Source organism: Janthinobacterium sp. HH102, assembly GCF_001758625.2.
In the GTDB taxonomy this organism is placed as follows: Bacteria; Pseudomonadota; Gammaproteobacteria; order Burkholderiales; family Burkholderiaceae_D; genus Janthinobacterium.
In genome coordinates this window covers 629261-647672 of sequence record NZ_CP062062.1, presented here as the reverse complement: position 1 = coordinate 647672, position 18412 = coordinate 629261, and the positions used below count along the sequence as shown (strand labels likewise).

The 18412-nt window shown below is 64.2% G+C and carries 20 protein-coding genes; 3 read left to right on the top strand and 17 right to left on the bottom strand.

The features are described from left to right. Positions 1 to 44 precede the first annotated feature (44 nt). The 16 genes from JAB4_RS02960 to gpmA all read right to left on the bottom strand — a co-directional run bounded on the left by JAB4_RS02960 (position 45) and on the right by gpmA (position 15707). Positions 45 to 611: a type II secretion system protein N gene (locus JAB4_RS02960; RefSeq protein ID WP_083287424.1), complete on the bottom strand. Its 567-nt coding sequence runs from the start codon at positions 609 to 611 to the stop codon at positions 45 to 47. A gap of 16 nt (positions 612 to 627) precedes the next feature. Beyond that, positions 628 to 1848 carry a type II secretion system inner membrane protein GspF gene (gene gspF, locus JAB4_RS02955; protein ID WP_070220868.1) on the bottom strand — a complete coding sequence of 407 codons (1221 nt, stop codon included), beginning with the start codon at positions 1846 to 1848 and terminating at the stop codon, positions 628 to 630. Between the two features lie 10 nt (positions 1849 to 1858). Continuing rightward, entirely contained in the window at positions 1859 to 3280 is a 1422-nt protein-coding gene (gene gspE, locus JAB4_RS02950; RefSeq protein ID WP_070220870.1) for a type II secretion system ATPase GspE, read from the bottom strand. Positions 3281 to 3290: 10 nt separating this feature from the next. Then, entirely contained in the window at positions 3291 to 5522 is a 2232-nt protein-coding gene (gspD, locus tag JAB4_RS02945; RefSeq protein WP_070220872.1) for a type II secretion system secretin GspD, read from the bottom strand. Further along, entirely contained in the window at positions 5519 to 6295 is a 777-nt protein-coding gene (locus tag JAB4_RS02940) for a type II secretion system protein N (RefSeq protein WP_034753051.1), read from the bottom strand. Before JAB4_RS02940 ends, gspD begins: the two co-directional genes overlap by 4 nt. Continuing rightward, positions 6292 to 6840: a type II secretion system protein GspM gene (gene gspM / locus JAB4_RS02935; RefSeq protein WP_070220874.1), complete on the bottom strand. Its 549-nt coding sequence runs from the start codon at positions 6838 to 6840 to the stop codon at positions 6292 to 6294. Before gspM ends, JAB4_RS02940 begins: the two co-directional genes overlap by 4 nt. Next, positions 6837 to 8066: a type II secretion system protein GspL gene (gene gspL, locus JAB4_RS02930; protein ID WP_070220876.1), complete on the bottom strand. Its 1230-nt coding sequence runs from the start codon at positions 8064 to 8066 to the stop codon at positions 6837 to 6839. Before gspL ends, gspM begins: the two co-directional genes overlap by 4 nt. Before the next feature lie 19 nt (positions 8067 to 8085). After that, entirely contained in the window at positions 8086 to 9060 is a 975-nt protein-coding gene (gene gspK, locus JAB4_RS02925) for a type II secretion system minor pseudopilin GspK (RefSeq protein WP_070220878.1), read from the bottom strand. Then, entirely contained in the window at positions 9057 to 9680 is a 624-nt protein-coding gene (locus JAB4_RS02920; protein ID WP_070220880.1) for a prepilin-type N-terminal cleavage/methylation domain-containing protein, read from the bottom strand. The genes gspK and JAB4_RS02920 overlap by 4 nt, the downstream gene beginning before the upstream one ends. Then, the gene (gene gspI / locus JAB4_RS02915) at positions 9680 to 10057 is read right to left on the bottom strand and encodes a type II secretion system minor pseudopilin GspI (protein ID WP_070220883.1); all 378 of its coding nucleotides are present in this window, start codon (positions 10055 to 10057) and stop codon (positions 9680 to 9682) included. Before gspI ends, JAB4_RS02920 begins: the two co-directional genes overlap by 1 nt. Next, entirely contained in the window at positions 10057 to 10551 is a 495-nt protein-coding gene (locus JAB4_RS02910; RefSeq protein WP_070220885.1) for a GspH/FimT family pseudopilin, read from the bottom strand. The genes gspI and JAB4_RS02910 overlap by 1 nt, the downstream gene beginning before the upstream one ends. Positions 10552 to 10563: 12 nt before the next feature. Next, positions 10564 to 11016, bottom strand: a complete 453-nt coding sequence (gene gspG / locus JAB4_RS02905; RefSeq protein WP_070220887.1) for a type II secretion system major pseudopilin GspG — start codon at positions 11014 to 11016, stop codon at positions 10564 to 10566. A 93-nt stretch (positions 11017 to 11109) separates the two neighbouring features. Continuing rightward, positions 11110 to 11871, bottom strand: a complete 762-nt coding sequence (gene moeB / locus JAB4_RS02900; RefSeq protein WP_070220889.1) for a molybdopterin-synthase adenylyltransferase MoeB — start codon at positions 11869 to 11871, stop codon at positions 11110 to 11112. Positions 11872 to 11879: 8 nt separating this feature from the next. Further along, on the bottom strand, positions 11880 to 13373 hold the full coding sequence (locus JAB4_RS02895) for a S41 family peptidase (protein ID WP_070220891.1): 1494 nt from the start codon (positions 13371 to 13373) through the stop codon (positions 11880 to 11882). A gap of 47 nt (positions 13374 to 13420) precedes the next feature. Further along, complete coding sequence (locus tag JAB4_RS02890; protein ID WP_070220893.1) at positions 13421 to 14884, bottom strand: peptidoglycan DD-metalloendopeptidase family protein; 1464 nt, start codon at positions 14882 to 14884, stop codon at positions 13421 to 13423. A 76-nt stretch (positions 14885 to 14960) separates the two neighbouring features. After that, positions 14961 to 15707: a 2,3-diphosphoglycerate-dependent phosphoglycerate mutase gene (gene gpmA / locus JAB4_RS02885; protein WP_070220895.1), complete on the bottom strand. Its 747-nt coding sequence runs from the start codon at positions 15705 to 15707 to the stop codon at positions 14961 to 14963. A 106-nt stretch (positions 15708 to 15813) separates the two neighbouring features. Here gpmA and JAB4_RS02880 point away from each other — a divergent pair, with 106 nt between their 5' ends. Continuing rightward, positions 15814 to 16230: a rhodanese-like domain-containing protein gene (locus JAB4_RS02880; protein WP_070220898.1), complete on the top strand. Its 417-nt coding sequence runs from the start codon at positions 15814 to 15816 to the stop codon at positions 16228 to 16230. Positions 16231 to 16257: 27 nt separating this feature from the next. Then, positions 16258 to 16524: a glutaredoxin 3 gene (grxC, locus tag JAB4_RS02875; RefSeq protein ID WP_070220900.1), complete on the top strand. Its 267-nt coding sequence runs from the start codon at positions 16258 to 16260 to the stop codon at positions 16522 to 16524. A 57-nt stretch (positions 16525 to 16581) separates the two neighbouring features. On the opposite strand, the gene JAB4_RS02870 is transcribed toward grxC, so the two are convergent. Further along, positions 16582 to 17732 (bottom strand): IS3 family transposase gene (locus tag JAB4_RS02870; RefSeq protein ID WP_139143955.1). Its coding sequence is split into 2 segments (ribosomal slippage): positions 16582 to 17486 and positions 17486 to 17732, totalling 1152 coding nucleotides; the frame shifts between segments, so codons are not numbered across the junction. Between the two features lie 184 nt (positions 17733 to 17916). Between JAB4_RS02870 and secB the strand changes: the two genes are divergently transcribed. Beyond that, a complete protein-coding gene (gene secB / locus JAB4_RS02865) occupies positions 17917 to 18390 on the top strand; it encodes a protein-export chaperone SecB (RefSeq protein ID WP_010394167.1) in 474 nt (157 codons plus the stop codon). Positions 18391 to 18412: the final 22 nt, after the last annotated feature.

Below are 18412 nucleotides of genomic sequence, written 5' to 3'. Positions count from 1 at the left end.
ATGGCGCCATCGGCAAAATACGATAAGAACAGCGTTAATTGGCGTTAATTCGACGGCGGCGGCGTACTGGTCGTCACCTGCGGCGGCGCCGGCATCACGGTCGCCGGACGCTGCTGTTCCATCGGCAGCGGCGGCGGCACCAGGTTCGTTGCCGGCGCGGGGGCCGGTGTCGGCGCGGGGGTGGCGGACACTGGCCCCGGCAAGGCCAGCGCCTTGTCGTCGGCCACCAGGTCGATGCGTTTGCTTACGCCGCCATCGCGCAGCAGCACGTGGCGCGCATGCACTTCCAGCACCGTCACGCCGGGCACCACCTCGGCGCCTTCCGGCAAGGCGACGGACGGCTTGCCATCGGTCGAGATGATGGCCACGCTGCCGCGGCCATTGCCGGCGGCGACCACGCCCTTGAGCTGGTAATTGCTGGCCGTGGCCACGCTGACCTGGCCGCCGAACAGCGAGGCGCCCGCCTCCACGCTGGCATCCTGCACCACCGGTACGGCCGGTGGATTGATGGGGCGCTGCGGCGCCTTGAACAGCTGCATGGCCCAGTAGGCCAGCGACACGGACAGCGCCACGACGGCGAGCAAACTTGTAAATTGAGGCAAACGCTTCATGGCTTCCTTGGTTTTCTTATCTGACGAGCTGATTGATTTCGATAATCGGCATCAGCACGGCCAGCACGATCAGCAGCACCACCACGCCCATGGCCAGGATCAGGGCCGGCTCCAGCAGGCCGGCAATGGTGAGCGTGCGGCGTTCCAGGTCCTGCTCCTGCGCGCTGGCCGCGCGTTCCAGCATGGCCGGCAGCTCGCCCGTGATTTCGCCCGCGCGTATCATGTGGATCAACATGGGCGGAAAATGCTTTTGCGCCGACAGCGCGCGCGCCAGGCTCACGCCTTCGCGCACGGCGCCGCTGGCATCGCTCACCAGTTCCTGCATCGCCACGTTGGTCAAGGTATCGCGGCTGGTGTCGAGCGCGCGCAGGATAGGCACGCCGGACCCCGTGGTAATGGCCAGGGTGCTGGCAAAGCGCGCCGTATTCAGGCTGCGTTCGAACTTGCCGTACAAAGGCGCCGTCAGCAGCCAGGTATGCCAGCGCCGTTTCAATGCCGGCTGCTGCAGCGCGCGGCGCCAGGCGAACCAGGCGCCGGCAAGGGCGATCGCCACGATGATGCCGTAGTTGCGCACGAAGTCCGACAGCGCCAGCATGATCACGGTGAGCATGGGCAGCTTTTGCTTGGTATTGGCGAACACGGAGACGATCTGCGGCACCACGTAGGTGAGCAGGAAAATGACGATGGAAAACGCCACCACCGTGACGATGGCCGGATAGGTAAACGCCAGCTTGACCTTCTGCACCAGCGCATTGCGCCGTTCGATATAGTCGGCCAGGCGCGAGAGCACGCGCGACAAATGGCCGATCTGCTCGCCCGACGCCACCAGCGCCCGGTAAATCTCGGCGAAATCGCGCGGATGGCGCGCCAGCACGTCGGAGAACGCGGCGCCGCCGATCACTTCGGAGCGGATCGAGGCGATCAGGTCGCGCAGATACGGCCGCTCGGCCTGTTCCAGCAGCGCGGAAAACGCCTGCTCCAGCGGCAGGCCCGCTTCGAGCAAACTGGCTAGCTGGCGCGTAAACAGGGCCAGCTCGGTGCTGGACAGGCGCTCGCCGAAGCCGCGCCGCCTGGTCACGCCGGCGGCGTCGACCTGCGCGGCGATCGGTTCGACAGCCAGCGGCACCAGGCCTTGCACGCGCAGCTCGGCGCGCGCGGAACGGGGACTGTCGGCATTGAGCACGCCCTTGCGGGTGGCGCCCTGGGCGTTGACGGCTTCATAGCGGAATGCGGGCATGGTGGCGGGCCTAGTCTTTGGTCACGCGCAGCAATTCGGCCTGCGTGGTGGTGCCGTCGCGCAGCCAGCGTTCGCCGTCCTCGCGCATGCTCGTCATGCCGTCCTGCAGGGCGACGGCGCGCACTTCCGCTTCCGACGCGCGGTTGTGGATCTGCGCGCGGATCTGCTCCGTCGTGCGCAGCAATTCATACACGCCCACGCGGCCCTGGTAGCCCGTCTGGCCGCAATGTTCGCAGCCGACCGCCTGCCAGTACTGGCCATCGAAGGTCTTGCACGCGCCGCACAGTTTGCGCACCAGCCGCTGCGCCAGCACGCCCAGCAAAGACGACGACAGCAGGAACGGTTCGATGCCCATGTCGAGCAAGCGCGTGACGGCCGCCGACGCGTCGTTCGTGTGCAGGGTCGCCAGCACCAGGTGGCCCGTCAGCGACGCCTGCACGGCGATCTGCGCCGTTTCCAGGTCGCGGATCTCGCCGATCATGATCACATCGGGATCTTGCCGCAAAATCGCCCGCAGCGCCTTGGCAAAGGTCATGTCGATGCGCGGATTGACTTGCGTCTGGCCCACGCCGGCCAGGTCGTACTCGATCGGGTCTTCCACCGTCAGGATGTTCGTCGTCGTGGCGTTGAGCATCGACAGCGCCGCATACAGGGTGGTGGTCTTGCCCGAGCCGGTGGGACCGGTGACGAGCACGATGCCGTGCGGCTGCGTGATCAGGCCATCGAACTGCGCCAGCATGGGCGCGCTCATGCCTAGGTGCTGCAGGTCGAGGCGGCCCGCTTCCTTGTCCAGCAAGCGCAATACGGCCCGTTCGCCATGCCCCGTGGGCAGGGTCGAGACGCGCACGTCGACGGGCTTGCCGCCCACGCGCAGGGTGATGCGGCCGTCCTGCGGCAGGCGTTTTTCCGCGATGTCGAGCTGCGCCATAATCTTGATACGCGAGATCAGCGAGCCGTGGATGGCTTTGCGGGGACGCACCACGTCGCGCAGGCTGCCGTCGATGCGGAATCGCACGACGGAGGTCTGCTCGAACGGCTCGATATGGATGTCGGACGCGCCTTCGCGCAGCGCCTGCGTCAGCAGCGCGTTGATCATGCGGATGACGGGCGCGTCGTCGGACGATTCGAGCAAGTCCTCGATGGCCGGCACGTCCTGCAGCAGCTTGGTGAGATCGAGGTCGGCGTCGAATTCATCGGCCATCTGCGACGCATCGCCGCCGCCGCCCGCGTAGGCGCCGGCAATGGCCGCATCGAGCTCGCCGCGCGGCAGCACCGTCAATTGAATCTGGCCGAAACGGCGCGACACTTCGGCAATGGCCGCCGGCGCCGTCGATGCGGCCACCAGTACCTCGACGGGGGCGCCGTCCTGCGCGCCGGGCCGCGCCAGCAAGCCGAAATCGCGCGCGTAGGCGTAGGGAAGCAGATTGCTCATGACTGCCCCATCACTTCTGCTGCTGTTGCTGATACTGCTGCAGCAGCGGCTGCGGCGGCGTAGCGGCATTGGCCGGCGCGCCTGGCGGCGGCGTCGGTGCCGGCGGCACGGGGCGCGTCACCATGTTGCCGCCCACGGGCTGGCCATCCTGCAGGGCCGGCAGCACGGGCGTACCGAGGTCTTTCAGCATCAGGTTGCCCGTGGCCGGCACGGCGGCCGTCTCGGCCGAGCGCATGTAATCGTAGCGGTCGGCCGCCAGGCTGCCGCTCTGCTCCTTGTTGCGCACGATGACGGGGCGCAGGAAGATCATCAGATTGGTTTTCTTGCGCTCGCGCGTCTGGTACTTGAACAGGTTGCCCAGCACGGGAATGTCACCCAGGCCGCGCACCTTCTCGGCATTGTCGCCCGTGCTGTCCTCGATCAGGCCGCCGAGCACGATGATCTGGCCATCGTCGGCCAGCACATTGTTTTCGATCACGCGGTTGTTGATGGTGATGCCGCTGACGGCCGACGCCGTGGATTTGTCCACGCTCGACGTCTCGTGATAGATGCCCAGCTTGATCGTGCCGCCTTCGGAAATCTGCGGACGCACCTTCAGGGTCAGGCCCACTTCCTTGCGGTCGATGGTCTGGAACGGATTCGTGTTGGTGCCGGCCGTGCTCGTGTACTGGCCCGTCAGGATAGGCACGTTCTGGCCCACCTTGATGGTCGCCAGCTCATTGTCCAGGGTGATCAGGTTCGGCGTCGACAGGATGTTGGCGTTGCCGTCCGATTCCAGCGCATGCGCCACGGCGCCCAGGCCCAGCGCGCCGTTGATCTGCTTGAAGATGCCCAGGGTCAGGCCGCCCGTCGGCAAGACCTTGCCGCCGCCCGTGGCGATGGCGCCGATGTTGTTGGTGGTGCCCGAAGCGAACGACTGCAGCGCGCCCACGCGGTAGTTGCTGGTGCTGTCGCCGGAAAGCCCCAGCCACTGCACGCCGAATTCGGACGCCTTGGCCGACGTCACTTCGACGATCAGCGCCTCGATGTAGACCTGGGCGCGGCGCACGTCGAGCTGGTCGATCACGGCGCGCAGGTTGCGGTAGACGGCTTCGTTGCAGGTCAGGATCAGGGTATTCGTCGATGCGTCGGCCTGGATGAAACCGGCCGCCCCGCCCGACGACAGCTGCTGCGGCCCGTTGCTCAGCGATGCGCCGCCCGTGGTGCCGCTTTGCGTATTGCCGCCCAGGCCAGTGCTGTTCATGCCGCTGTTGTTCTGGCTGATCTGGTTGTTCGTATTCTGGTTGCCGACGCCCTGCTGCGCCGTGGCGGCCGTGCCGTCCGACGTCACCACCGAGCGCAGGGTCTGCGCCAGCTTGGTGGCGTCCGCATTTTTCAGGTACACCACGTGCACGTTGCCCAGCTGCGTGGTGGGCTGGTCCAGCTTCGAGATCAGCGACTTGGCCAGGTTGGCGCGCGCCGCCGACGGCGCGCGCAGCACCAGCGAATTGGTGCGCGGGTCGGCCAGCACGGAGACCTTGCCCGCGTCTGCTCCTGCGGCGGCGCCCGCATTTCCGCCTTCCATCAGTTTGTTCACCATCGAGGCCAGGTCGGATGCGATGGCATAGCGCACGGGGATCACGTCCAGGTCCGTCGAGGCGGGCACGTCGAGCGCGGCGATGATCTTCGCCAGGCGCTTGAGGTTATCGGCGTAATCGGTGATCACCAGCGAGTTGTTGCCCGGGTTGGCGTTGATCGTGTTGTTCGGCGAAATCAGGGGGCGCAGCACGGCCAGCAGGTTGGCCGACGATTCGTAGTTCAGGTAAAACACCTGGGTGGCGATCTGGTCGCCCTTCACCTGGCTGCTGCCGTTGCCCACCTGGGTCGGCACCGATTGCAGCTTGGCGTCCGCTTCGGGCACCACCTTCGCATAGCCGTCGCCGGAGACCACCGCGTAGCCTTGCAGGCGCAGCGCGGAAGCCAGCAGCCCGAAGGCCTGCGACTTGCTGATCGATTTTTCCGACACCAGGGTGATCGTGCCCTTGACGCGCGGGTCGATAACGAAATTGATGTTGGTGTAATGGCCCACCGCCTTGATCACCGATTCGATGTCGGCACCGACGAAATTGAGCGCCGCCTCATCGCCGGGCGCGGCCCAGACGGGCGCTGGCATGCCGGCCACGGAACAGCACAGCAAGGCGGCGGCCGACAGGCGGCGCAGCGAGAAGGAGGAGGTAATTGGGCTCACGGATGGTTTTTTCATTGTCTGAACTCTAAGGCGATGATGTTTTTTTCGCTATTGCTACGGCGCTGTCCCAGCAAATTCAACAAACTCGCCAAGGTCTCTTCATATCCTGCTGCGGCCTGGGCCTGGCCGGAAAACTGCATGCGCCCCTGTTGCAGGCTGCCGCTGCCGTCAAGCAGCAGCGGTCCCTTGATGGAGCGCAAGGTCAACGTCGCCTGCTGCCCCTGCCAATCGAAATCGAGCTCGTAGCTGCCCAGCGGACGCAAGGACGACAGGCGCGAGGCCATGTCCGTCATCTGCAGGGTGGTGCGGCCGACGGCGGAAAACTGCCGCTGCTCAAGGGCCAGCTGCAAGGTGCTCCACGACAGGCGCATGCTGCCCGTCGGCGCCACGGTATTTAACGGTGCTCCGAGACCGCCGAGGCCGTCGGCCGGCAGCAGCAGGGCCGCCGGGCTGACTTGCCAGTGCGACCACGAGCCGCGCAGGTTCACCGGCTGCGACAGCGCCTGCGGATTCTGCAATTCCACGTCCGCCGATCCCCACAGCACCGAGGGAGAAATGCGCCAGCTGAAACGCCCCGGCAGCAGGGGCGTCACGGCGCCGTTCGCACTGGCCGCCCCGCCGATAAAGGCCGAGCCGCGCCACAGGGTACCTTGCGCGTCGCCCAAGGTCAAACGTCCGCCCGTCTGCTTTTCCACGATGCCCGCGACCCAGCTGGCCGGGAAAAACACCAGCAGGGTGACGCAGACGCTGACGATGATGGCCAGCAGCCAGCCAAGCAGGCGCATCATCGTGCCGCGCCCGGGCTCTGGTGCAGGGTCAGGCTGGCGTCGACCAGGCCCGCCACCGCCTTGTCCTGCACCGTCTGCGCCGTGATCTTCGCTTCCTGCACGGCGATGCGGCCTTCGCGGCGCAAGCCGTCCAGCCACAGCATGACGCTGGCGAACGGCACGCCGTTCAACTGCACGCGCGCGTACTCTCCCGTCAGCGACAGCGATTGCGGCGCCAGACCGCGCGCCTTGAGCGAGGCGTCGAGGCTTTCGCGGCTCATGGGTGCCACCTGCACGGGCGCCTGGCGCGCCAGCTCGCCCGCTTCACGCGCCAGCGCCTGCAGCTGGGCCGCGTTCTGGCGCAGCTCGGGCAAGCTCTTTTGCAAGGCGATGCGGCCCGTCCAGGCCGGCTCGAAAAACACGGCGTAGACGAGGGCCAGCCCCGCCACCACGCCGCCGATGCTCAAGAGCTTGCGCTCCTGCTGCGTGCGCTCGGCCCAGAAGGCCTGCACGGCCTGCTGCCGCCCCATCCACGCGGCGCGCGCCTTGTTCACTGCTGCACTCATGCTTTTGCTCCCGTGACCGGCGTGATTTTCCACACGCCAGGCGCCGTTTCATTCAAGGCCAGCTTGCGCGCGGCCAGGCCGTCGCGCACCTGCGCCTGGGCGCTGGCGTCGACCATGTCCGGCTTCAGCTTGACGATCAGGCTGCGCTCGCGGTATTCCAGCGAGGCCACCACGCCGCGTCCGGCCAGGCCGCCCAGCGCCTCGCCCAGGGCCGCGCTCATGCTGGTGAAGTCATCCATGCTTGCCTGCCCGCTTTGCAGGCGGGCGGCGGCGATATTGCGCCGCATCTGCTCCGCTTCCAGTCCATACACGGGCGCTTCGTTCGGATACGCGGCCTTGAAGGTTTGCTGCATCGAGGTGCGCACGGTGGCGGCCTCGCGCTTCAAGCGCATCCATTCGATATTCATGCCGGCCAGGTTGACGACCACGGCCAGCAGCGCCAAGCGCAGCGGCCAGCGCCAGCGCCGCCACTCGGTGGCCGATCCCGTCGCCGTGCCCAGCGCAGGCGCCAGGTCCAGTCCCGCGCCCCTGGCGCCGGCGATCCAGTGCGCCCAGTGGTCGGATTCCACCGTCACGCCATCCATGCCGGCGGCCAGCTGTTGATACTGCGCCAACTCGGCCTGCGCCACATAGACCGTCAGGGGCACGTCGCCGGCAAACGCGCGCGTCGTCAGCAGCGCCTGCTGCGGCTGGGCCGGCAAGACCAGGCCCAGGCCCTCTTGCGGCGCCTGGCGCAAGGCCAGTTCCAGGCCGTCGCCGGCCGCGTGCAAGGATGCCGTCACGCTGCCCGGCTGCAAGGGCAGGCACAGCTGCGAAGGCAGCAGCGCCACCTTGCGCGCGCCCTGCGCCAGCAAGGCTTTCACGAGTACCTCGGCCCAGGCGCGCTGCGCCACGGCCACCGTGCGCATGCCGGACGCGTCGGGCGCGCCGGCGGCCAGCAGGCAATCCTGGGCGTCGCCGAGGATGTGTTCTTCCACCAGTCCCGGCAAGGCCGCGCGCAAACGGGCGCCGGCCAGCGGCGGGGTTTTCAGGCGCAGCAGGGTCACGTCGGCCGCCGCCAGCAGCAGCACCACCTGCTTCGCGCCGGCGATCAGCTGGCCCAGGCTGCCCAGCGGCGCGCTGCCCTGCTGCAGCAAGGCGCCGCCGTCGCCGGCCAGCACGAAGGAGCAGGCGGGCGCGCTGTCGGTGGACGCCTTGGCCGGGTGACGGATGTACAATATTGTCAAAGTGACTCGCTTTCAGCTGTTAATTTTCCCGCAGCCAGACCAGGCTGGTGGTGCGTTGCGGATCCGTTTTTCGATTGACGAGCGCCACGGCATCGAGGGCGGCACGGTCCAGCCGCACGCGGATGACGGTAAGGAAGTAGCGGCTCTTCACGTCAAGCTCGACACCCTCAATCAGTGCAGCATTAATATTATTCTGGAAATTTAACTTATCGACAAACTTTTTACGCGGATTGCTCAAGGTCAGGGCACTGGCCTCGGACAAGGACATCATCGTCACGGCCGCCAGCACCTCGGCCGGCGCCGTATTCACGTTCACGGGCGTGAGCTCCGGCAGGACGATGACGAAGTCGCGCAGCTTCTCGATGGCCTGCGGCGTATAGCCGGGCACGGCCAGCAAATCCTCGACCTGCGTGAACGCCACCGGTTCGCTGCCGCCGCCCGTGGCCGGCTTGGCGGCGGGCGTCTTGCCGTCGGCGCCGCTGTCGGCGGTGCGTGGTTTCGGCCGCGCGCGCAGCACGGCATCTGCCGTCGCCTGCGCCAGGGAACTATCGAGCTGCAAGTTAGCCAGCAAGCGCTGGTACGCCTGCACGTTGGGCTGGCTGACGATGCCCGTCGCGGTGGCCAGGTTGGTGATATTGAAACGCGCCTGCGCATCGAGCGCGCGGCCCGAGACGGTGGCGTCGAATTTTTCCGTGTCGACCTTTTCGCGGTCCACGTAATCGTCGAGCCGCGCTTCCTCGATGGGCGTGGCCCACACGCCGTCAAGGGCCGTCAGCATGGGATTGTCCTGGCGCAGCCAGAAGCGGGCGAAGTCGACCATGCCGCGCATGGCCCACTGCGTCTGCAGGCGCAGGCGCTGGTTTTCCATCGAGCGCACCTGCACCTGCTGCTGCCAGAACAGGCTGGCGACGACGGTAATGGCCAGCGCCGTCAGCAGCAGAGCCGTGATGACGGCCACGCCGCGCTGGCGCACGGGGCGAATAAACGGCTTCATCCCGGTCCCAATAAAAAGACTTTGGACAGGCCCGCATCCTGGCCCGGCATCTGCAAGGTCACTTCCAGGCCCGGCACTTGCGTGGAGATGGTGGCGCCCGCCGTCAGTACGTTCCAGGCGCCGTTGTTCCAGCCGCGCATGACCATGCTGTCGACGCCGCGCATCAGGGTCACGTCGGCGCTGGAGGTATCGGTATCGTCGCGCGCCGCCTGCCACAGGGTGTCGAGCACGGCCAGGTCGCGCGTGCCGTTCGACTCGCGCCGCGTCAGCACGCCGCCGCGCAGGCGGTAAGTGACCACTTGCAACTGCTGCGGCTCCTGCTCCGACGCGGCCAGGCGCACCAGGGTCAGGCGGTCGGTCTCGGCTGTCAGGTTGGTGCGGCCATTCAGCAGATTGTTGTTCTGGCCGGCGCCGGCCAGGTGGTCGCAATCGCTCTGCATCTGGGCAAACGCCAGCTGCATGCCGCGCGCCTGCTCGAGCTGGCTGGTCAGCACTTCGCGCGAACGCATGATGCTGTCCAGGCCGCGCCAGCCCAGCACGGCGACCATGGCCAGGATGCCGATCGCCACGAGCAGCTCGATCAGCGTGAAACCACCAGCAGGGACGGGGCGGCGCGCCATCAGTCGTTAAAGGAAAGCAAGACCAGGCGCACGATGCGCCGGGCCGGGTATTGCACGTCATATACGTTCACGCGCACCTGGCGGATGCGGGGATTCGGCGTGGCCACCACTTCTTCCTCGCAGATGAGTTTTAAGTCGCCCTGCGGGCAGTCGACCGTGCGCTTGCCCGTCTGCGGGAATGTCTTCGCCAGGCGCAAGCGCACCAGGTGGTTTTCCGCCGACCAGGTGGCCATCATGGCGCTGCGCAAGCCGTCGCTGTTCTGCGTCAGGCTGCCGACGGCGCGCAGCGAGGCGCCCAGGGCCGTGCCGACGATGACGAGGGCGACCAGTACTTCCAGCAAGGTGAAGCCGCGCTGGCGGCGAAACGCGCGCCGCATCATTGCTCGACCGTGAAGTGGCCGATACCGTCGGCGCGGATGGCCACGCTGCGCTCGCCGCTGGCCAGGGTCAGCACGAAAGGCTTGTCGACCGGTTCACGGCCGAAGATGATGCGCAGCGGCTGGGCCACGCTGCTCGACGGCTGCACGCTGAGCAGCATGGGGGTATTCGCAAACGCGCGCTCGCGCAGCAAATCGTCCTGCGTCACGGGTTGCCACAGCTTTTCATTGAGGACCAGGAAACGGTATTGATTCTCGTCCGCCTCGAACGCCACCTGCCGGCTGCGCACGATGGCTTCATCGCGCGCCAGCTGCAGCAGCAGGGCGATGCGCTCGGCTTCCTTTTGCAGCGCCTGCTGGCCGTTCGGCATCGCATTCAGCGACACCAGGCCCAGGGTGACGCCGATGATGACCATCACCACCAGCAGCTCGATCAGCGTGAGGCCGCTGGCGCGTGGCCGGGGCAGTGCGCGACCGGTGGTCATGGCAGGCATGCAATGGAAAACTTACAGTTCCCAGGAACCGATATCGGCATCGTCCCCGCTACCGCCAGGCTGGCCGTCGGCGCCCAGCGAGATCAGGTCAACTTCGCCCTTCACGCCCGGCGACAGGTACTGGTAAGGATTGCCCCATGGATCTTTCGGCATCTTTTCCAGATAGCCGCCCGCTTTCCAGCCATTCGCGGCCGGTCCCGTGGTCGGTTTTTCGATCAGCGCCTGCAAGCCCTGCTCGGTGGTCGGGTAGCGCTGGTTATCCAGGCGATACAGTTTCAAGGCTTGCATCACGGTGGCGATGTCGACTTTCGCCGCCGCCACTTTCGACTCGCCCGTGCGGGCGATCAGCTTGGGCACCACCAGCGAGGCAAGGATGCCCATGATCACCACCACGACCATGATTTCGATCAAAGTGAAGCCGCGCGCGCGGCGCTGGCGTATCGGATGGTTTGCTGCGTTTTGCATATGAAAGAGAGAAGAAGGTGAGTAATGAGAGCAGAGTATAAAGCGGAAATATGACAAAGCCTGTCATATGGGGAAAAATTTGTGCGGCGGCCGTCAGGCGGGCAAGACCACTTCACCGCAAACGGCGCAGCCGGGATCGCGCGCGACGCGCATGCTGCTCCATTCCATGTGCAAGCCGTCGAGCAGCAGCAGGCGCCCGGCCAAGGATGCACCCACGCCCATGATCAGTTTCAAGGCCTCGGCCGCCTGCATGGCGCCCACCACGCCCACCAGCGGCGCGAACACGCCCATGGTCGAGCACGCCTCGTCCGTGAACTGCTGCTCCTGCGGAAACAGGCAGGAATAACAGGGTTGCGTGCCCGTGCGCGGGTCGAACACGCTCACTTGCCCGTCGAAACGGATCACGGCGCCCGATACCAGCGGCACCCCAGCCGCCACGCAGGCGCGGTTGACGGCGTGGCGCGTGGCGAAGTTGTCGGTGCAGTCGAGCACCACCGTGCTGGAGCAGACCAGTTCGGCCAGGCGCGCGCCGTCGAGGCGCTCCTGCAAGGCGATGATGGCTATCTCGGGGTTGATGCCGGTCAAGGTTTCGCGCGCCGACAGCACTTTCGGCTGGCCCACGCGCTGTGTCGTGTGGGCGATCTGGCGCTGCAGATTGGTCAGGTCGACCGTATCGTCATCGACCAGGGTCAGCTTGCCGACGCCGCTGGCGGCCAGGTACATGGCCGCGGGCGAACCGAGCCCGCCCGCGCCGATCACCAGCACATGCGCATCGAGCAAGGCTTGCTGGCCTTCGATGCCGATCTCGTCTAACAGGATGTGGCGCGAATAGCGCAGCAATTGGGCGTCGTTCATGGCGGCGACTACGGTTTGCGCACGGGAATCTTCTTGTCATCGGCCTTGATGTCGGAAGCGATTTCCGGCTTGGCGCCGATCTTCTCCACCTTCGGGTCCACCTTGGCCAGTTGCACCGGCAAGCCCTGGAAGTGGTTCAAGGCTTGTTGCAGCTGGAAATCGTCCTTGGCGCCGTATTCGAGCGGCTTGCGCTTTTTCGCCGTGGCGATCAGGCGCTGCTCTTCTTCCAGCTGATCCTGCATGCCTTCCATGGTCGGCTTGGCCGCTTCCGGCTTGCCGTCGTCGCTGCTCAAGTGTTTTTCCAGGTCCGCTTCGCGCACGCGCAGGCTGTTCCAGCCGTCGCCCTCGGCCGTTTCATCGACCAGCAGGTCGGGCACGATGCCGCGCGCCTGGATGGCCCGGCCTTTCGGCGTGTAGTAGCGGGCCGTCGTCAGCTTGACGGCCGTGTCGGCCGTGATCTGGCGCAAGGTTTGCACGGAACCCTTGCCGAATGTCTGCGTGCCGATGACGGTGGCGCGCTGGTAATCCTGCAAGGCGCCGGCGACGATTTCCGAGGCGGACGCGGAGCCGGCATTGACCAGCACCACCAGCGGCACGGTTTTCAGCGCGGCCGGCAGCTTGGCCAGCGGGTCGGCCTTGGCGCCCGGCGGCGCATAGAATTCACGGCGGCCATAAAACACCTGTTTCGATTCCGGCAACTGGCCCTTGGTGGACACGATCACGGAATTCCCCGGAAGAAATGCCGTCGCCACGCCGATCGCCCCCGGCACGACGCCGCCGGGATCGTTGCGCAAGTCCAGCACCAGGCCCTTGAGCTTGGGGTCTTGCGCATACAGCGCGTTGATCTTTTTGACCATGTCATCGACGGTCGGTTCCTGGAACTGGGCGATGCGCAGCCAGGCATAGCCGGGCGCGACCATCTTGGCCTTCACGCTCTGCACGCGGATTTCCTCGCGCACGATGGGGAAGACCAGCGGCTTGCTTTCGCCCTTGCGCGACATGGTCAGCACCAGCTTGCTGCCCGGCTGGCCGCGCATCTTCTTGATGACTTCTTCCAGCTGCATGCCCTTCAGCGGCAGATTGTCGAGGCGGGTGATGAAATCGCCCGCCTGGATGCCGGCCTTGGCGGCGGGGCTGTCTTCGATGGGCGAGACGACTTTCACGTAGCCGTCTTCCATGCTCACTTCGATGCCGATGCCGACAAACTTGCCCTGCACGCTTTCGCGCATTTCCTTGAAGGCATTCTTATCGAGATAGACGGAATGCGGGTCCAGCGAGGACACCATGCCGGAAATGGCTTCCGTCAAGAGTTTCTTGTCTTCCACCTTCTCGACGTAATCGGTCTTGATCAGGCCGAAGACGTCGGACAGCTGGCGCAGCTCGTCGAGCGGCAGCGGGGCATTCGTGATTTTCTGCGCCACGGCCGGGAACTGCAGCGACATGCCGATGCCGGCCAGTACGCCCAGACCGATCAGGCCGATACTTTTGACTTTGATACCCATGTATTCTTCGCAATCTACAATTTTGCTGCCGCAGCAATGGTGGGAACTTAAAACTTCACCCAGGTGGCGGGGTCGAAGGCGCGGCCCTGATGACGCAGTTCAAAGTATAGCCCTGATTCCTCGTTGCCGCCGCTGTTGCCCGCGCTGGCAATGGCGTCGCCGCCCTTGACGGCATCGCCCACGCGTTTCAGCAAGGATTGGTTATTGCCATAAATACTCATGTACTGGCCGCCATGGTCGACGATGATCAAATTGCCGAAACCGCGCAGCCAGTCGGAAAACACGACGCGGCCGCCGGCGATGGCGTGGATTTCGCTGCCTTCGCCCGTGCGGATGAACACGCCCTTCCAGCTGGGGCCGTCACCGCGCTTGCTGCCGAAGCGGGCGGCGATCTTGCCCGCCACGGGCGCGCGCAGCTGCCCTTTCATGCTGGCAAAGGCACCCGCCGGCGCGGCCGGGCCCAGGCTTGGGCGTTCCGGCTCCGGTTCCGGCTTCGGTTCGGGTTTCGGCGCCACCTTGGCCACTTGCGGCGGCTCGTCGTCGTCGATCGGTTCCAGCTTCACGGGCGGCGCTGGCGGCGTCTGCGGCTTGATCTTGCCCGATTTGTTTTGTTGCTCTTTCGCAATGCGTTCGCGTTCGGCCTGCGCTTGGGCGGCCTTGGCGCGCGCGGCCAGCAGGCGTTCGCGCTTTTCCGCCGCGATCCTGGCATCAGCGGCGGCCTTGGCGGCGGCGCGCTGCTCGGCCAGCAATTGCTGGCGTTTCTTTTCGGCCGCGGCGGCCGCGGCTTGCTCTTCGATCAATTTCGCCAGCTTGTCGACCAGGTTGCCCATGCGCTGTTCGTCGCGCTCGACATTGCCCACTTCCTTGCGCTGCGCCACCAGGCGCTGCGACAAGCTCGTCAGCAAGGCGGCGCGGCGCGCCTTCTCCTGCACCAGCAAAGCCTTCTGGTCGCGCTCTTCCTGCGCGATTTCTTCCAGCTCGTCCTTGGCGTTTTGCACGTCCGCCTGGTTTTTCTCCACGGCCAGCAAGTTGGCGCGCAAGGCATCGAGCAGACGCGCCTGCGCCTGCGACACATACGCCATCAATTGCAAGTCGCGGTTGATGCGGTTCGGGTTATCGCCCGACAAGAGCAGCTTGATGCGGTCTTCGTTGCCGGCGACATATTGTTCACGCAGCAACTTTGACAGCTGCGTCTTTTGTTTCTCGACGGTGGCCGTCAGCTGCTGGTGCTCCTGCCCCAGCGCCGTCAGCTTCACGCCCGTCTCGCTTTGTTCCTGCGCCAGGTCGCGCAAGGCGCGGTTGGCGTTGGAAATGGCCTCTTCCGACTCGGCCAGGGTATCGGCCGCGTCATCCTTGGCGCTTTCCGTGCGGCTGATGTCGCGCTTGAGCGCCGTCAGCTTTTGTTGCAATCCAGCACGTTGTGCTTCCGCGGCCGCTTTCTGCTTGCTGCGTTCGGTGGGCTTGGCACCCTGTGCGGCACCGCTCGAGAAGAGCAGCGCTGCGCACAGCATGGCGCCGGCGCGCCACGCCGGCAGGGGTCGTTCAGCAGAGGGGGCGATCGCTGTGCCGCGGAAGAAAGACAACAAGTTACTTGGCCTTCCCTTGGTTCGCCACGGCAGCTTGCGCTGCCGCAATCGCTGCCGGGTCGCCCAGGTAGTAATGACGGATCGGTTTCAGGTCGGCATCCAGTTCATACACGAGCGGCTGGCCGTTCGGGATGTTCAGGCCGACGATGTCGCTGTCGCTGATGCCATCGAGCATCTTGATCAGCGCGCGCAGGCTGTTGCCGTGGGCCGAAATGATGATTTTCTTGCCGGCGCGGATGGCCGGGGCGATTTCTTCATCCCAGGCCGGCATCACGCGCGCCACGGTGTCTTTCAGGCATTCGGTCAGCGGAATCGACGCTTTCGGCAAGCCGGCATAGCGCGGATCGTTGTACGAGGCACGGTCGTCGTTCGCTTCCAGCGGCGGCGGCGGCGTGTCGTAGCTGCGGCGCCACACCAGTACTTGCTCGTCGCCATACTTGGCGGCTGTCTCGCCCTTGTCCAGGCCTTGCAGGGCGCCGTAGTGACGCTCGTTCAAGCGCCAGTCGTTCTTGATCGGCAAATACATCATGTCCATCTCGTCGAGCGCCAGCCACAGGGTGCGGATGGCGCGCTTCAGGACGGAAGTGTAGGCCACGTCGAACGTAAAACCTTCCTGCTTGAGGATCTGGCCGGCGGCCTTGGCTTCGTTGACGCCCTTTTCCGTCAGATCGACGTCGGTCCAGCCGGTGAAGCGGTTATCGAGGTTCCAGGTGGACTCGCCGTGACGCATGAAAACGATTTTGTACATAGTTCTATCTTCTCAAGGGGTTCAAATCAAAAAAGCAAAACGTAAAAAGACCTCGTCCAGCTTCTATTTTATAATGCGCGGATTGACTTAAACCATTGGACCCTACGTGAAATTCATTATCGACCACATTTTTCTGTTTGCCATCGTCATTATTTCCGGCGGCGCCCTCCTCTGGCCACTGCTGTCGATGCGCGGCAAGCGCGCGACCGTGCTGGAAGTCACGCAACTGATCAACCGTGGCAAGACCATCATCGTCGACGTGCGCAGCGCGGAAGAATTCGCCACAGGCCACTTGCCTGACGCAAAAAATATTCCGCTGCCGGAACTGGCAAAACGCATGGGCGAGCTGGAAAAATTCAAAACGCGCCCCATTGTAGTGGTTTGCCAGAAAGGTTCGCGTTCGGCAACCGCCGTCGGCCTGCTGGGCAAAGCCGGTTTCGCTGAGGCAACAAGCCTGGAAGGCGGCCTCGACGAATGGAAAAAGCAGGGTTTGCCATTGAAAACCCTGTCGCTGGCGAAGTAAGCCGGCATTTAATTAGAAGGAATCATCATGACCGTCCCCGTAATTGTGTATAGCACCGCCGTGTGCCCGTATTGCGTGCGCGCCGAGCGCCTGTTGGAAGCCAAGGGCGTCGCCGTGCAAAAGATCCGCGTCGACCTCGACCCGGAAGAACGCATCAAGATGATGGAACGCACGGGCCGCCGCACGGTGCCGCAAATCTATGTGGGCGACACCCACGTGGGCGGATTCGACGATTTGTATGCGCTTGATCAAGCTGGCAAGCTCGACCCCTTGTTAAATGGCACGGCAGCCTGATATAAAGCGGGTTCGAGAAATTGCTTGGTTTTTTGTCGTTGAATCGCCACGAGTTTTCTAGACACTCGCAAGCCGCTGGAAATACTGCTTTTCATATTCGACCGGCGACAAGTCATTGCTGAAGCTGTGCCGACGCTTTGGATTGTAAAACATCTCGATGTAATCGAAGACATCCTGCTTTGCTTCATCCCTGGTGCCGTATGTCTTTCGTCTAATTCGTTCCCGTTTCAAGAGCTGAAAGAAGCTTTCGGCGACGGCGTTGTCATGACAATTCCCGCGTCGGCTCATGCTCTGATGCAGGTTGTGCTCGTCCAAGAAGTCGCGCCAGTCGTAGCTGCTGAACTGGCTGCCCTGATCGGAATGCACCATCACCGTATTCTTGGGCTGCCGGCGCCAGACAGCCATCAGGAGCGCGTTCATCGCCACCTCTCGATCGATGCGCGAACTCATCGACCAACCAACTACCTGCCGCGAAAACAGGTCCAGCACCACGGCCAGATAGAGCCAACCTTCGTAGGTACGGATATACGTGATATCCGTTACCCAGACTCGATTCGGTTCTTCGACGTTGAACTGGCGCTGTAGATGATTAGGGGCCACCAGCGAAGGCGCGCCGCCGCGTTTGTATTTGCGCTTGGCATAACCGGTTTGCGAACGAATACCGGCCGACCTCATGAGGCGGTGAACGCGATTGATGCCGCATTGCTCACCGAGCTCGCGCAAGTCATCGCTCACTTTGCGGTAGCCGTACACGCTGCCGCTTTCCAACCATGACTCCTTGATTGGCACGAGCAGACGCTTGTCTTCTTTAGCGCGGCGGCTTTCAGGATTGAGGCGCCAGGCATAGAAGCCGCTGGGATGCACTTCGAGCACCTTGCACAGCCGGCGCACCGGGAACTGGCCCTGTAACTCTGCAATTAAGGTGTACCTTACCCGGACGTCTTGGCAAAGTACACCGCGGCTTTTTTCAATATGTCACGCTCCTCCGTGACGCGTTTGAGTTCAGCCTTCAAGCGCCGCATCTCGTCAGACTGGGCATCGACAGCCTTGCGCTCTGCCTCAGGCACGCCATAGCGCTTCGTCCAGGCATACAGGCTGTGGATGCTTACCCCGAGCCGCTCTGCTACTTCGCTCGCTGGGTGCCCACGGTGGGATACCTGCTTGACTGCTGCTATCTTGAATTCTTCTGTGTACCGCTTGCCACTCATAAGTTCTCCTTGGGTCCGATATTATGGCTCAGGAGTGTCTACAATTGTCGTGGCGATTCACGTATTGTTTTGATACAATTGCCCTCGCACCTGATCTGGCCGCGCCTATCCGGCGCGGTTTGAATACCGCAAGCACCATATTTGAACGGTGTGCCGTTCTTGTCCTTTACAACGAAAGCGTTCCATGTCTGACGAAAACCTGCAACCAGTCTTCCAAATCCAACGCGTCTACCTGAAAGACATGTCGCTGGAACAACCAAATTCCCCAGCTATTTTCCTGGAACAAGAAGCGCCAGCGATCGAAGTAGCTCTGGACGTGGGCGCTGCACCTCTGGCCGACGGCATCTTCGAAGCCACCGTGACCATCACCGTCACCGCCAAAGTCGGCGATAAGGTCGCTTTCCTGGTCGAAGGCAAGCAAGCCGGTATCTTCGAAGCACGTAATATTCCTGCCGATCAACTCGATCCGCTGCTGGGAATCGGCTGCCCGAACATCATCTACCCTTACCTGCGCGCCAACATCGCCGACGTGATCACCCGTGCCGGCTTCCCGCCAGTGCACCTGGCCGAGATCAACTTCGAAGTGTTCTACCAACAACGTCTGCAAGCTATTGCTGACGCCGCTGCAGCAGCACCAGCAGCCAGCGAAACGCACTAAGCTCTTGCAAGACCCCGCCGGC

Excerpts from the sequence above, each read along its gene's own strand:
- JAB4_RS02960 (WP_083287424.1), bottom strand. The coding sequence starts at position 611 with ATGAAGCGTTTGCCTCAATTTACAAGTTTGCTCGCCGTCGTGGCGCTG.
- gspI (WP_070220883.1), bottom strand. The coding sequence starts at position 10,057 with ATGCGGCGCGCGTTTCGCCGCCAGCGCGGCTTCACCTTGCTGGAAGTA.
- grxC (WP_070220900.1), top strand. The coding sequence starts at position 16,258 with ATGACCGTCCCCGTAATTGTGTATAGCACCGCCGTGTGCCCGTATTGC.
- JAB4_RS02895 (WP_070220891.1), bottom strand. The coding sequence starts at position 13,373 with ATGGGTATCAAAGTCAAAAGTATCGGCCTGATCGGTCTGGGCGTACTG.
- gspF (WP_070220868.1), bottom strand. The coding sequence starts at position 1,848 with ATGCCCGCATTCCGCTATGAAGCCGTCAACGCCCAGGGCGCCACCCGC.
- gpmA (WP_070220895.1), bottom strand. The coding sequence starts at position 15,707 with ATGTACAAAATCGTTTTCATGCGTCACGGCGAGTCCACCTGGAACCTC.
- gspK (WP_070220878.1), bottom strand. The coding sequence starts at position 9,060 with ATGAAGCCGTTTATTCGCCCCGTGCGCCAGCGCGGCGTGGCCGTCATC.
- JAB4_RS02920 (WP_070220880.1), bottom strand. The coding sequence starts at position 9,680 with ATGGCGCGCCGCCCCGTCCCTGCTGGTGGTTTCACGCTGATCGAGCTG.
- gspE (WP_070220870.1), bottom strand. The coding sequence starts at position 3,280 with ATGAGCAATCTGCTTCCCTACGCCTACGCGCGCGATTTCGGCTTGCTG.
- gspD (WP_070220872.1), bottom strand. The coding sequence starts at position 5,522 with ATGAAAAAACCATCCGTGAGCCCAATTACCTCCTCCTTCTCGCTGCGC.
- gspG (WP_070220887.1), bottom strand. The coding sequence starts at position 11,016 with ATGCAAAACGCAGCAAACCATCCGATACGCCAGCGCCGCGCGCGCGGC.
- gspM (WP_070220874.1), bottom strand. The coding sequence starts at position 6,840 with ATGAGTGCAGCAGTGAACAAGGCGCGCGCCGCGTGGATGGGGCGGCAG.
- JAB4_RS02910 (WP_070220885.1), bottom strand. The coding sequence starts at position 10,551 with ATGCCTGCCATGACCACCGGTCGCGCACTGCCCCGGCCACGCGCCAGC.
- JAB4_RS02890 (WP_070220893.1), bottom strand. The coding sequence starts at position 14,884 with ATGCTGTGCGCAGCGCTGCTCTTCTCGAGCGGTGCCGCACAGGGTGCC.
- JAB4_RS02940 (WP_034753051.1), bottom strand. The coding sequence starts at position 6,295 with ATGATGCGCCTGCTTGGCTGGCTGCTGGCCATCATCGTCAGCGTCTGC.
- moeB (WP_070220889.1), bottom strand. The coding sequence starts at position 11,871 with ATGAACGACGCCCAATTGCTGCGCTATTCGCGCCACATCCTGTTAGAC.
- secB (WP_010394167.1), top strand. The coding sequence starts at position 17,917 with ATGTCTGACGAAAACCTGCAACCAGTCTTCCAAATCCAACGCGTCTAC.